Raw genomic sequence first — 12829 nt, forward strand, 5'->3', positions numbered from 1 at the left:
GTGAAATAGGCGACCTTGGGAGGATTTATGGAGCCGGTGGCGGTGGGACTCATCGGGGCCGGGCCCTGGGCGGAGCAGGCGCACGCCCCCATGCTGGCCCGCGGCCCGCACACCCGGCTGGCGGGCGTCTGGGCCCGCCGCCCGGAGGCCGCCGCGCGGCTCGGCGCGCCCGTGTTCGAGCGGGTCGAGGAGCTGTTCGACGCCTGCGAGGCCGTGGCGTTCTGCGTGCCGCCCGCCGTACAGGCCGAGCTGGGGATCAGGGCCGCCAAGGCGGGCAAGGCGCTGCTGCTGGAGAAGCCGCTCGCCGACTCCCTCGACGCCGCCGAGCGGCTGGCCGCCGCCATCGCCGAGACCGGCGTGGCCTCCCAGATGGTGCTGACCCTGCGCTACGCCGCCCGTACCCGGGAGTTCCTGGCCCGCTGCGCCGAGATCGAGCCGTTCGGCGGGCACGCCGCGAACATCTCCGGCGCCCTGCTCGGCGACCACCCGTTCGCGACCCCCTGGCGGCTGGAGCGCGGGGCGCTGCTCGACGTGGGCCCGCACATGGTCGACCTGCTCGACGCCGCGCTCGGCCCCGTCACCGGCGTGCGCGCCCACGGGGACCCGCTCCGCTGGACCGGCCTGCTGCTGGAGCACGAGGGCGGCGCCGTCAGCGAGGCGTCGCTGTGCATGGCCGCCCCCGGCGACACCCCGCCCTCCTCCGTCGCCGTCTACGGCCGCCGGGGCAGCGCGGTCCTGGTGCCGGACGACGGCGACGCCCTGGCCGTCGTCGCCGAGGAGTTCGCCCGGACCGTGCGGCGGGGCGGCGGCCACCCGCTCGACGCCGCCCGCGGCCTGCGGCTCCAGCGGATCATCGCCGAGGCGGAGGCGCAACTACCCGCCCCTTGACTTCGGCTTCATCCGGAGCATTGATAGCGTTTGTCCGACGCGCAGTGTTGCAGCGAAGTCCGGTGCGAGTCCGGCGCTGTCCCGCAACTGTCATAGCCAGGTCGCCTGCCTCTGCGCTGACGTCATCAACCCTCGTGGAAAAGGGTGATCCGTCGCACATCGCGGGTCTCTCGGTTCCGACAGTGTGAAAGGACTACTCGTGAGGCCCGTACGCACGGCCTTCGCGGGCGCGCTGCTGGGAACGCTCGTCCTGGCCGCCTGCGGCCAGACCGCCCCCAACGCCCCCTCGTCCACGCCTCCTACCCAGGCGCCCCCCACCATGGGGACCACCACGGCCGCCTCCTTCCCGGTCACGGTGGAAGCGGCCAACGGCAAGGTCACCCTCGCCAAGAGGCCCGAGCGCATCGTCTCGCTCTCCGCCGCGCACACCGAGACCCTGTACGCCATCGGCGCGGGCCCGCAGGTGATCGCGGTCGACGACCAGTCCGACTTCCCGGCGCAGGCGCCCCGCACCGCTCTGTCCGGGTTCAAGCCGAACGTCGAGGCGATCGCCGCGCAGAAGCCCGACCTCGTCATCGTCTCCAACGACATCGACAAGGTCGTCTCCGAGCTGGGCAAGCTGAACGTCCCCGTCCTGCTGGAGCCCGCCGCCACCAAGCTGGACGAGGCGTACGACGAGATCGCCGACCTCGGCGCCGCCACCGGCAACCAGGAGAAGGCCGACGAGGTGGTCACCGGGATCAAGGCGTCGCTGGACAAGCTCGCCGCGAACGCCCCCAAGGACCACAAGCTCACCTACTACCACGAGCTCGACCAGACGCCCTACGCGGCGACGTCCAGCACGTTCATCGGCCAGATCTACGGCCTGTTCGGCCTGGTCAACATCGCCGACAAGGCGCCCGGCGCGGCCGGCGGCTACCCCAAGCTGTCGAAGGAGTTCGTCGCCCAGGCCGACCCGGACCTGATCTTCCTGGCGGACGTGAAGTGCTGCGGGCAGAGCAAGGACGCCCTGGCCAAGAGGCCCGGCTGGAAGAACCTGTCGGCCATCAAGAACGACCAGGTCGTCCCGCTCGACGACGACGTGGCCTCCCGGTGGGGACCGCGCATCGTGGACCTCGCCGAGACGATCGGCGCCGCGGTGTCCAAGGCGGCCGGCTCGTAGTGTCCCGGCCAGCGCCGCCCCGCCCGCCCGCCGCCCGGCCGCGGCCACCCGGCCCCGCCGCCCCGTCCCGGGCCAGACCGCTGTGGCTGGCCGGGGCGGCGGCGGTGCTGGCCGCATCCATGATCGCCGGGCTGCTCGGCGGGGCCGCCGACATCTCGCCCGGACAGGTGGCGCTCCAGGCGCTCGACTGGCTGCCGCTGGTCCACGTCGACTCCGGCCTCGCCCCCGTCGAGCAGGGCCTGCTGTACGAGATCCGGCTGCCCCGCGTCCTGCTGGCGGGCATCGTGGGCGGGCTGCTGGCCGTGGCCGGCGCCGGCTACCAGGGCGTCTTCCGCAACCCGCTGGCCGACCCGTACCTGCTCGGCGCCGCCGCCGGCGCCGGGCTGACGGCGACGGTCGTGATCGTGCTGTTCCCCACCGGCGCCGGCGCCGTGCCGGTGGCGGCCTTCGCCGGGGCCGTCGGCGGCGTGGTCCTCGCGTACGCGCTGGGCAACACCGCCGGGCGCTCCGGCGGCACCGCGACGCTCGTGCTGGCCGGGGTGGCGGTCACGTCGTTCCTGACCGCGATCCAGACGTTCGTCCAGCAGTTCAAGGTCGAGGAGCTCCAGCGGATCTACTCCTGGATCATGGGCGACGTGGGCGGCGGGTGGGAGCAGGTCCGCCTCGTCCTGCCGTACGCCGCCGTCTCCTCCGTCCTGCTGCTCCTGCACGGGCGGATGCTCGACGTGCTGTCCGTCGGCGACGAGGAGGCGACCAGCCTCGGGGTGCGGGCCGGGCGGGTACGGCTCGCGGTGCTGCTGGCCGCGTCCCTGGCCACGGCGGCGGCCGTCGCGGTGAGCGGGCTGATCGGGTTCGTCGGGATCGTCATCCCGCACGTGGCCCGGCGGCTCGCGGGCGGCTCCTACCGGATCGTGCTGCCCCTGTCGCTGCTGGGCGGCGCCGCGTTCCTCGTGCTCGCCGACGTGGTCGCGCGCACCGTCATCGCCCCGGCCGAGCTGCCCATCGGGGTGGTCACGATGTTCGTGGGCGCGCCGTTCTTCGTCGGCGTGCTGCGCCTGACCCGGCGGGCCGCCACATGACCCGCATGGAGCCCGCCCCTGCCACCGGCCCGGCGCCCGTCCCGGCGACAGGGACGGAGACAGGCCCGGAGACAGGCCCGGCGACGGGGACGGTGATCGGCACGGCCGGGGTGTCGGTGCGGCTCGGCGGCCGGCCGGTCCTCGACCACGTGGACCTGTCCGTACGGCCGGGCGAGTGGCTGGCCGTCGTCGGCCCGAACGGGGCCGGCAAGTCCACCCTGCTCAAGGCCGTCATGGGCCTGCTGCCGCACGAGGGCGAGATCACGCTCGGCGGCAGGCCGTCGCGCGCCCTCCGCCCCCGGGACCGGGCCCGTCTCGTGGCCTACGCCCCCCAGACCCCCGCGCTGCCGCCCGACATGACCGTGTTCGACTACGCCCTGCTGGGCCGCACCCCGTACATCCCGTATCTGGGCCGCGAGAGCCGCCACGACAGGGAGGTCACCGCGTCGGTGCTCGACCGGCTGGACCTGGCCGACTTCGCCGGCCGTCGCGCCGGCGAGCTGTCGGGCGGCGAGCGGCAGCGCGTCGTGCTGGCCCGCGCGCTCGCCCAGGAGGCGCCCGTCCTCCTGCTCGACGAGCCCACCACCGCGCTCGACCTCGGCCACCAGCAGCAGGTGCTGGAGCTGGTGGACCGGCTCCGGCTCGCCGACGGTCTCACCGTCGTCACCACGCTGCACGACCTGACCCTCGCCGGGCAGTACGCCGACACCCTGCTCCTGCTCGCCGGCGGCCGGGTCGCGGCGGCCGGCGGGCCGGCCGAGGTGCTCACCGAGGACCTCGTCGGCCGGCACTTCGGCGCGACCGTGCAGATCCGGCCGGGCCCCGGCGGGCGGCCCGTCGTCCACCTCGTCCGAGGAGGCCGGGAGGCGACGTGAACCTCACCTACCGTGACGAGGACGGGGCGCGGCTGGGGACGCTGCTGTGGGAGTTCGGGCCGGGCTGGCGGATGATCTCCTCGGCGGTGCTCGGCGGGGGCATCGGCCCGCGCTCCTGGGTGCTGAACGCCCAGGTGGTGGCGGGCTACTCCGGCATGGACCCGGCCGGCCACCTGGCCGCGCTCGCGCCCCCCGGGCCCGGGGTGGGCATGATGACGGCCGCCTCGGTCGACCGCCGCGTCACGGCCTCGGACGGCGGGGTCCTGGCGGTGGCCACGGTCGGGCTGCGCGTCCCCACCTGGGCCGCCGCCCCGGAGGGCGCCGCGGACCCCGAGCTGGCCCCGATGCTCACGCGCCCGCCGGTCGGGACGATCAACATCGTGGCCGCGTTACCGGTGGCCATGACGGACGCGGCCCTGGTCAACGCCGTCATGACGGTGACGGAGGCGAAGACGCAGGCCCTCGTGGAGGCGGGCTTCGCGGGCACGGGCACGGCCTCGGACGCGGTGTGCGTCGCCGTACGGGAGGAGGGCCCGGCGGAGCCCTTCGGCGGCCCCCGCTCCACCTGGGGCGCCCGCCTCGCCCGCGCCGTCCACCAGGCGGTCCGGACGGGCGCCGAAGCGTGGCGGCCGCATGACGGAGAGTCGTGGGATTCGGCGAAGGAGCATCCGACCCGTCGCTGATTCGCGACACTGAGCGTATGACGGAGATTGCGACGACCGAAGCGAGTGCCGGGCGCATGATCCTTCCAGGCGTGCCGCCCCTCGCCGTCGACGACGTGCTGCAGTTCCCGGACGACGGAAACCGCCATGAGCTCTTCGGATCTCAGGATCCTGGACGTAGCTGTCGTGTCCGCGGACGCGACGGAAACGGCCTCCGTGACGTTCTCCCCGCGCGAAGTCCGGCTCGCCGTGGACTTGATCAGTCCGAACAACGGGGTGCTCAAGGGGGAGGCCTACGCCGCGGCGGGCATCCCCGTCTATTGGCGCGTCGAGATGAACGACGGCCCCACCGTCTACGTCCACGAGCTGGACGGCAGGACGTACGGGCCGCCGGTGGCGCACAAGGCGGGCACCGTCGCCGAGCTGCACGCCCCGTTCCCCGTCAGCTTCGACCCGGCGGACCTGCTCAGTCGCCGCGGCTGAGCGTGCCGTCAGGGGCGACAAGCACGCCGTAGTCCTCGGCGGCGCCGCCCAAGGACACGCGGCCCGCCCTCAGGTCCTCCTCCACGGCCGTGAGCTCCCGCTCCAGCGGCGGGCCGATCCCGCCGCCCCCCGTCGTCTCCACCACGAACGCCTCCCCGGCGCCGAACCGGACGTTGTTCACCTTCGACGCCAGCCGCTCCAGCGTCCCGTCCAGGTGGCGCTTGTAGAAGCCCCCGACGCGCCCCGGCAGCCCGCCGTCCCGGCCCGGCGGGGCGAGGCGGAGCCGGTCGCCGCGGGTCGTCACGTGGCAGTCCGCCAGGAACCGGTACACCGTGCGCGACCCCAGCCCGCCCCTGAACCGGCCGGGCCCGCCCGAGTCGGGGATGGTCTCGATCGACTCCACCACCAGCGGGCAGCGGCTCTCCACCGGCTCCACCTGGGGCACCGAGTTGCGGCCGATCCCGAAGTGCACGCCCGTCGCGTCCGGCCCGTCGAGCCCCCGCCGCGCGCCGACCCCGCCGAAGTCGTAGGCCAGGTGGATCCAGTACGGCGCCCCCACGGCCGCGATCGAGAACGGCTGCAGGATCCCGCTCGCCGCGATCGCCCGCTCCGGCACCGCGTCGGAAAGCGCCTGGAAGACGGCCTCCATGGCGGCGTAGATGGGCACGTACCGGCCGCCGCACGGGTACGGGGCGCGGGCGTCGAGCAGCGAGCCGGGCGGCAACCGCACGTCGACGGCGCGCAGGCAGCCGTCGTTCATGGGGATGGCCGGGTCCAGGAAGCAGCGCACCGCGAAGACGGCGGCGGCGAGCGACTGCGAGGCGGACGCGTTGATCGCGGCCGGCACCTGCGGGTCCGTCCCCGCGAAGTCCACCACCGCGCCCGCGCCGGCTCCCCCTGACGGGTGGAGGGTGAGGGCGACCCGGATGTGGTGCGGGGTGAGGGTGTCGATGCCGTCGTCGTCGATCGGGTACGACGCCGCGAACCGGCCCGCCGGCAGCTCCGCCAGCGCCGCGCGGGTGCGGGCCTCGGTGTGGTCGAGGTACGCGTCGACGCCCTCGGCCAGGCCCGTCTCGCCGTACTCCTCGACGAGCGCGCCGAGCCGGGCGGCGGCCACCGTCGTGCCGGCGATCAGCGCCCGCACGTCCCCCATGACCTTGTCCGGGGTACGGCTGTTGGCGCGCAGGATCGCCTCGACCGTGGGCTCGATCCCGGCGGCGGTCGCCAGGCGGACGGGCGGGAGCTGGAGCCCTTCGAGGAAGATGTCGGTGGCCAGCGGCGCCATGCCGCCCGCCGACAGCCCGCCCAGGTCCGAGACGTGGATCATGGCGGCGGTGAAGTACGCGGGCCGGCCGCCGACGAAGACGGGCCGGTAGACCAGCAGGTCGTTGGTGTGGACGCCGCCCCGGTAGGCGTCGTTGAGCACGTACACGTCGCCGGGCCGCATCGCGGCGAGCGGGACGTCCGCGACCAGCTCGGGCAGGGCGACCTTGAGCGCCATGCTGTTCATGAGGGTCGTGGCCATGGACTGGGCGATCAGCCGCCCGCCGGCGTCCAGGAGGGCGGCGGAGGCGTCGGAGCCCTCGACGATGAACGTCGAGTAGGCCGAGCGGACCACGACGATGCTCGCCTCCTCGGCGGCCACCACGAGGGCGTTGCGCAGGACGTCCGCGGTGAGCGTGTCAGGCACCCGGAGCCTCCTCGGACGCGGCGACGAGGTGGACGGCCCGGCCGGGGCCGAGCAGGGCGGTCCAGCCGGGCGGCACGACGATGGTGGACTCGGCGTCCTCGACGATCGCCGGGCCGGGCAGGCGGGGGAGGAGGCCGAGGGTGGCGCGCGTGTGCACGGGCGTGCCGGCGTAGCCGCCCAGCTCGGCGAAGTACGCGAGCCTGCTCCGCGGCGATCCCCCGGGCGGGGGTTCGGCGGGCGGCTCCGCGGGCGGCTCCGGCGGGGCCGCGAGCGTGACGCGGACCCGGTAGCCGACCAGCTCGACCTCCCCGCGCTGCTCGATCCCGTACACCTGGGCGTACCGGGAGAAGAAGCGGGCCTCCACCGCCTCCCGCGACGGCTCCCACGCGACCGTCAGGTCGTGCGACTGCCCGAGGAAGCGCGCGTCCACCGACCGCTCGACCCGCACGCCCGGCTCGCCCGGCGACACGCCGAGGTCGGCCGCCGCCGCGGAGGCCAGCGCGGCGAGGATCGCCTCCGGGTCCCCGGCGTCGAGCCGCGTCAGCACCCGGTCGGTCGACAGCTCGCCCCGCAGCAGTCCCGCGGCCGAGGCGACCCCGCAGTGCTCGGGCACCACGACCCGCCCGATCCCGAACCGCCCGGCCACCCGCGCCGCGTGCATCGGCCCGGCGCCGCCGAAGGCCACCAGCGCGAACCCGCGCGGGTCGATCCCCCTCTGCACGGTCACCACGTGCACGGCCGCGGCCATGGCGGCGCTGACGATCGCGTGCACGGCGTGGGCGGCCTCGGCCCGCGACACGCCGAGGGGCTCGGCGAGCCGGTCGAGGGCCTTGCCGGCGAGCGGCGGCGACAGGGGGATGGAGGCGGAGCCCAGGTAGCCGAGGACGAGGTTCGCGTCGGTGACGGTCGGCTCGCCGCCGCCGAGGCCGTAGCAGGCGGGACCGGGGGAGGAGCCCGCCGAGTGGGGGCCGACGCGCAGCGCTCCGGCGGCGTCGATCCAGGCGACGCTGCCGCCGCCCGCCCCGACCTCGGCCAGGTCGATGGCGGGCGTCCTGATCGGCACGCCGGTCCCGGCGCGCCGCCCGCCGAAGCTGCCCTTGCCGCCGACGTGGAACTCGTGGGTGATCTCCGGCCGGCCGCCGCGCACGACGCATGCCTTGGCGGTGGTGCCGCCCATGTCGAACGAGATCACGTCGGCGATGCCGGTGGACCTGCCCGTGGAGGCGGCGGCGAGCACCCCGGCGGCGGGACCGGACTCGATGGTGGCCACGGCCCGCCGGGCGGCCAGGCGGGCCGACATGACGCCGCCGCCCGACTCCATGACGTGGACGGGCGCGCGCACGCCCAGCGCGGCCAGGGCGTCCTCCAGCCGGGACAGGTACGACGCCATAAACGGCCCGACATAGGCCGACATGATGGTCGTCGTGGCCCGTTCGTACTCGCGGATCTCCGGCCACACCTCCGAGGAGGCCACCACGTTCGGCACCAGCTCGCGCAGGATCGCCGCCACGCGCCGCTCGTGGGCGGGCTCGGCGTAGGAGTGCAGCAGGCACACGGCGGCCGAGGTGATGCCCCGGCGGGCGATCTCCGCGGCGGCCAGCCGCACGGAGCCCTCGTCGAGCGGGGTCAGCACCTGTCCCCGCGCGGAGATCCGCTCGGTCACCTCGAAGCAGTCGCCGGGCTCGACGGGCGGCGGAGGGGGTGTGAACCGCAGGTCGTACCGGTCCTCCTCGACCCGGGCGTAGCGGCCGAGCGGCACGACCGAGCGGAACCCCCGGGTGGTGACGAAGGCGACCCGCACGCCCTTGCGCTCCAGCACCGCGTTGGTGGCCAGGGTGGTCGCGTGGACCACGCGCGTCACGAGCGCCGGGTCGAGGCCGGAGAGCACGCGCGTAACGCCGGTGACGATCCCCGCGATGGGGTCGTCGTGGGTGCTCAAACACTTGGCCACCGTGACCGTGCCAGAGGGACGGCGCAGCACCACGTCGGTGAAGGTGCCACCGACGTCCACGCCGATCGCGAAGCCCATCCCGGTACGGTAGACAACAAGCAAGCGCTTGTCTATCCGCGGCCCTCTTGACTTACGGCAGGTGATTGGGACGCTGTTTACAATCCTGCGAAACGGAGCGGCGATGGCTCGTCTCACAGCTCTGGCCGGCGGCGCCGCTGTGGCGCTGACGGCGCTGTTCCTCCCGCTTTCCCCTCTCTCCCTCCCGGCCGCGGCGCACGAGCATCCCAGCGGCGTCACCGACCTCGTCACCCCCGCCGTGGTCCGCGTCGAGGCCACCGCGCACATCGACATAACGCTCCTCGACCACATACGGGACCTGGTCCACGTGGAACGGTCCTACAAGGTCCCCATCGGCGTGGGCACCGGAACCGTGGTCAACCCCGAGGGGGCCATCGTCACGCTCACCCGCGTGGTCAAGAGCGAGCAGGACCTCGCGGTCTACGCGGCCAACAAGATCTTCGCCGAGCACCACAAGGTGAAGATCCCGGCCGACTTCGAGCGCCACAAGCTCAAGGACGACGTGCTCGACCACCACCTCCAGCAGTGCTACCCGCCGCTGACCTCCAAGGCCACCTGCATCTTCGCCATCAGGACCGACATCACGGTCTTCCCGAACGTCTCCCCGGCCGACCCCAAGGGGCTCAAGGCGGACCTGGTCAGGGCGGGCTCCGGCCCCGACACCCCGGCCGTGCTCCAGACGTCCGGCAGGGTCGTGGGCAGCGTCGGCCTGCCCACCGCGCCGCTCGCCGACCGGGTGCCCGAGTCGGCGGGCTCGCCCACCAACGTGGCCGGCTTCCTCGGCCGCCCCGGCCCCACCGTGCAGAACACCGTCGAGATCGCCCACCTGGCCAAGGGCGGCGGCGCGGGCGAGAACGGCAGGCCGTTCGCCGACCCGGAGAAGAAGGTGGACGAGCCGGTGAAGCTGGCCGGCCTGGCCGACCGCGGGCTGCGCGGCGCGCCCGTCATCGGCGACAAGGACGGCCACGTCGTCGGCCTGCTCATCGGCGGCGGCAACGCGGCCAGGATGATCGGCATCAGGGAGGTCACGGCGGCCCTGGCCAAGGCGGGGGTCGCCCCGCGCCGGGGTGCGATCGACTCGACGTTCGAGGCGGCGCTGACCCGCTACCACACCAAGTACTACACGGAGGCCGCGCCCGGCTTCCAGCGCGTGCTGGAGCTCTACCCGGGCAACGTGGTGGCCGCCGCGCTGCTCAAGGACTCCCTGGCCAAACGGGGCGGGCCCGAGGACCGCGGCGTCAGGCCGGTCGCCGTGCCGCCGCGCGCCTCCACCCCGCTGTGGCCGTTCATCGTGGCCGCCGCGGTGCTGTTCCTGGCCGCGGCGACCGGGGCGTTCCTGCTGTGGCGGCGCCGCCGCGCGCCCGAGCCGAAACCCGAGCCGCCGCCGCTGGTCACCGCGCCCGCACAGCCGCTGGACGAGGGCGCCAGCCAGACCGTGGTCGTCCGGCGCTCGCAGCCGTTCGCGGTGATCCCGCAGCAGAAGCAGGTGCTGACCGCGCAGGAGCCGTCCGTCAAGTACTGCACGGCCTGCGGGATGCGGCTGGGCGCCGCCCACCGGTTCTGCGGCTACTGCGGTCACCCCAGCGAGACGTGATGCAGGTGAACGACAGATCACTCATCGGCCAGGAGGTGGCCGGGTACTACATCGAGGACATCGTCGGCAAGGGCGGCATGGCCGTCGTCTACCTGGCCCTGGACCCCCGGCTGAGCCGGCGCGTGGCGCTCAAGATCCTCAACCCGGTGCTGAGCGTCGACGACCGCTTCCGCCAGCGCTTCATCCTGGAGTCCAGGACGGTCGCCAGCATCGAGCACCCCAACATCATCCCCATCTACGAGGCCAACGCCGACGCCGACGGCGTGCTGTACATCTCGATGCGCTACGTCGACGGGCTCGACCTGCGCCGCCTCATCTACGACCGGGGACCGCTGCCGCTCGCCCAGGCCAGCCAGATCTTCGCGCAGGTGGCCGCCGCGCTCGACGCCGCGCACGCCCACGACCTCATCCACCGCGACGTCAAGCCGGCCAACATCCTGCTGGCCGGCGACCACGTCTACCTGACCGACTTCGGCATCACCAAGCACCGCACGTCGATCTCCGGGCTGACGCAGACCGACCAGTTCATCGGCACCCCCCGGTACATGTCGCCCGAGCAGATCAACAAGGAGCACATCGACGGCAGGTGCGACCAGTACGCGCTGGCCTGCGTCGTGTACGAGGCGCTGTCGGGGCGGCTGCCGTTCCAGCGCGACAACGACATCGCGCTGCTGTGGGCGCACCTGGCCGAGCAGCCCACGCCGCTGGCCCAGGTACGGCCCGAGCTGCCGCCCGAGGTCGACGCCGTGATGGCGCGGGCACTGGCCAAGTCGCCCGAGCAGCGCTACCCGTCCTGCGGGGCGTTCGTGGCCGCGCTGCGCGACGCGATGAGCGGCCACCTGGACGCCCAGCCGCTCGCCCAGTCGCTCGTCCAGCCGCCGGCCGGCCCCGTCCCGGTACGGCGGAGGGAGCCGGCCGCCCAGGGCGGGACGGGCCGGATCGGGAAGCCGGGCCGGCTGCCGATCATCGCGGCCGCGCTCACGGCGGCCGTCGCGGCGCTCGTCCTCGTCGTGCTGCTCGTGGTGAGCCAGCGGGGCGAGTCGTGGGCCCGCTACCGGCCCACCACGGCCGCGCCGGTGAGCTTCGAGTACCCGGCCGACTGGACGGTCCGCACCCACGAGGACCTGTTCGCGGTGGTCTCGCCGCACGCGACGGAGTTCGAGTCGATGTTCGTCTCGGGAGCCGGGGCGGACTGGGCGCCGGTCACCCCGCTCATCACCGAGGAGCCCGACAGCGCCGCCGGCGTGTACGTCCAGGTCTCCGACACCCTCAGCACCACGGCCACCGACACGCAGATGAAGGCCATGCTCGAAGGGCTGCTGCCCGGGAAGATCGACGTGAGCGGGCCGGTCACCGAGCAGGCCGGCACCAGCCCCGCCACCCGCTACACGGGGTCGCTGACCGACCGCGACAGCGGCGTCCGGCTCGGCTTCGTCGGCTACGTCGTCGACCGCAAGCCCAAGCCGATGCTCCTGCTGTACTTCTGCGCCCGCAACACCTGTGACGACGCCGTGCAGGCGCGCGTCCGCCAGAGCGTCCGCCTCTCCTGACCCGCTCCGAACCTGTGATCTTGGAAGCCACTTGCGCGCGGCTTGACCTGGGTGTCCCATCAGCCCGTGGCCGTCTAGTCTCCCGCGTGTGAGCATACGCATCGTCATCGCGGACGACCAGGCGATGATCAGGGCCGGCCTCCGCATGATCCTGGAGGCCGAGCCCGGCATGGACGTGGTGGGCGAGGCCGCCGACGGCCGGGAGGCCGTCGCCGTGGCCCGGCGCACCCGTCCCGACATCGTCCTGATGGACATCTCCATGCCCCGCCTCGACGGGCTGTCGGCGGCCAGGGAGTTGCTCGAAACGCCGTCGCCCCCCAAGATCATCACGTTGACCACCTTCGACAGCGACGAGAACCTGTACGCCGCGCTGCAGGCCGGCACCAGCGGCTTCCTGCTGAAGGTCTCGCCTCCCGAGCAGCTCCTGGAGGCCATCCGCGTCGTCCACGCCGGCGACGCGCTGCTCGACCCCGCGGTGACGAGCCGGGTGATCGCCTCCTTCGCCGGCCGCCGCGAGCCGACGCCCTCGCCGCGGCTGGGCGAGCTGACCCCGCGCGAGCTGGAGGTGCTGCGGCTGCTGGCCCGCGGCATCACCAACGCCGAGATCGCCAGGGAGCTGTTCGTGGGCGAGGCCACGGTCAAGACGCACGTGGCGCGGGTGCTCATGAAGCTGCACCTGCGTGACCGGGCGCAGGCGGTCGTCTTCGCGTACGAGTCGGGGGTGGTGCGTCCGGGAGCCTCCTGAGTCTCAGCATCCGGAAGCCTTTTGTGATGCTTCGGGGGTCTGTGTGTATATTTTCCGTTTGAAAGCGGGAGT

11 protein-coding genes are annotated in these 12829 nt (G+C 73.8%); 9 read left to right on the forward strand and 2 right to left on the reverse strand.

Going from position 1 to position 12829, the window contains the following annotated elements; genetic code table 11:
- The first annotated feature begins 42 nt into the window (after positions 1-42).
- From MTP10_RS36990 to MTP10_RS37015, 6 genes are all read left to right on the forward strand, one after another.
- On the forward strand, positions 43-888 hold the full coding sequence (locus MTP10_RS36990) for a Gfo/Idh/MocA family oxidoreductase (RefSeq protein WP_310715898.1): 846 nt from the start codon (positions 43-45) through the stop codon (positions 886-888).
- 199 nt (positions 889-1087) lie between these two features.
- Complete coding sequence (locus MTP10_RS36995; RefSeq protein ID WP_310715899.1) at positions 1088-2050, forward strand: ABC transporter substrate-binding protein; 963 nt, start codon at positions 1088-1090, stop codon at positions 2048-2050.
- An 80-nt stretch (positions 2051-2130) separates the two neighbouring features.
- The gene (locus MTP10_RS37000) at positions 2131-3129 is read left to right on the forward strand and encodes an iron ABC transporter permease (protein ID WP_310715945.1); all 999 of its coding nucleotides are present in this window, start codon (positions 2131-2133) and stop codon (positions 3127-3129) included.
- A 5-nt stretch (positions 3130-3134) separates the two neighbouring features.
- Complete coding sequence (locus MTP10_RS37005; protein WP_310715901.1) at positions 3135-4004, forward strand: ABC transporter ATP-binding protein; 870 nt, start codon at positions 3135-3137, stop codon at positions 4002-4004.
- The gene (locus MTP10_RS37010; protein ID WP_310715903.1) at positions 4001-4687 is read left to right on the forward strand and encodes an adenosylcobinamide amidohydrolase; all 687 of its coding nucleotides are present in this window, start codon (positions 4001-4003) and stop codon (positions 4685-4687) included. The genes MTP10_RS37005 and MTP10_RS37010 overlap by 4 nt, the downstream gene beginning before the upstream one ends.
- Before the next feature lie 126 nt (positions 4688-4813).
- Positions 4814-5149, forward strand: coding sequence for a Uma2 family endonuclease (locus MTP10_RS37015; RefSeq protein WP_310715904.1), 336 nt, complete (start codon positions 4814-4816; stop codon positions 5147-5149).
- Here the strand turns inward: MTP10_RS37015 and MTP10_RS37020 are convergent.
- Positions 5133-6839, reverse strand: a complete 1707-nt coding sequence (locus tag MTP10_RS37020; protein WP_310715905.1) for a hydantoinase B/oxoprolinase family protein — start codon at positions 6837-6839, stop codon at positions 5133-5135. The genes MTP10_RS37015 and MTP10_RS37020 overlap by 17 nt on opposite strands.
- Positions 6832-8868 (reverse strand): hydantoinase/oxoprolinase family protein, encoded by a 2037-nt coding sequence (locus tag MTP10_RS37025; protein ID WP_310715907.1) that lies wholly within the window; start codon positions 8866-8868, stop codon positions 6832-6834. Before MTP10_RS37025 ends, MTP10_RS37020 begins: the two co-directional genes overlap by 8 nt.
- A gap of 103 nt (positions 8869-8971) precedes the next feature.
- Here MTP10_RS37025 and MTP10_RS37030 point away from each other — a divergent pair, with 103 nt between their 5' ends.
- The 3 genes from MTP10_RS37030 (at position 8972) to MTP10_RS37040 (ending at position 12757) form a co-directional block, all read left to right on the forward strand.
- A complete protein-coding gene (locus MTP10_RS37030; protein ID WP_310715909.1) occupies positions 8972-10462 on the forward strand; it encodes a hypothetical protein in 1491 nt (496 codons plus the stop codon).
- On the forward strand, positions 10462-12012 hold the full coding sequence (locus MTP10_RS37035; protein ID WP_310715911.1) for a serine/threonine-protein kinase: 1551 nt from the start codon (positions 10462-10464) through the stop codon (positions 12010-12012). Before MTP10_RS37030 ends, MTP10_RS37035 begins: the two co-directional genes overlap by 1 nt.
- Before the next feature lie 88 nt (positions 12013-12100).
- Positions 12101-12757: a response regulator transcription factor gene (locus MTP10_RS37040; protein ID WP_310715913.1), complete on the forward strand. Its 657-nt coding sequence runs from the start codon at positions 12101-12103 to the stop codon at positions 12755-12757.
- Positions 12758-12829: the final 72 nt, after the last annotated feature.

This window comes from Nonomuraea sp. 3-1Str (assembly GCF_031570565.1).
Taxonomy (GTDB): Bacteria; Actinomycetota; Actinomycetes; order Streptosporangiales; family Streptosporangiaceae; genus Nonomuraea.

Excerpts from the sequence above, each read along its gene's own strand:
- MTP10_RS37005 (WP_310715901.1), top strand. The coding sequence starts at position 3,135 with ATGGAGCCCGCCCCTGCCACCGGCCCGGCGCCCGTCCCGGCGACAGGG.
- MTP10_RS37015 (WP_310715904.1), top strand. The coding sequence starts at position 4,814 with ATGAGCTCTTCGGATCTCAGGATCCTGGACGTAGCTGTCGTGTCCGCG.
- MTP10_RS37025 (WP_310715907.1), bottom strand. The coding sequence starts at position 8,868 with ATGGGCTTCGCGATCGGCGTGGACGTCGGTGGCACCTTCACCGACGTG.
- MTP10_RS37030 (WP_310715909.1), top strand. The coding sequence starts at position 8,972 with ATGGCTCGTCTCACAGCTCTGGCCGGCGGCGCCGCTGTGGCGCTGACG.
- MTP10_RS37035 (WP_310715911.1), top strand. The coding sequence starts at position 10,462 with ATGCAGGTGAACGACAGATCACTCATCGGCCAGGAGGTGGCCGGGTAC.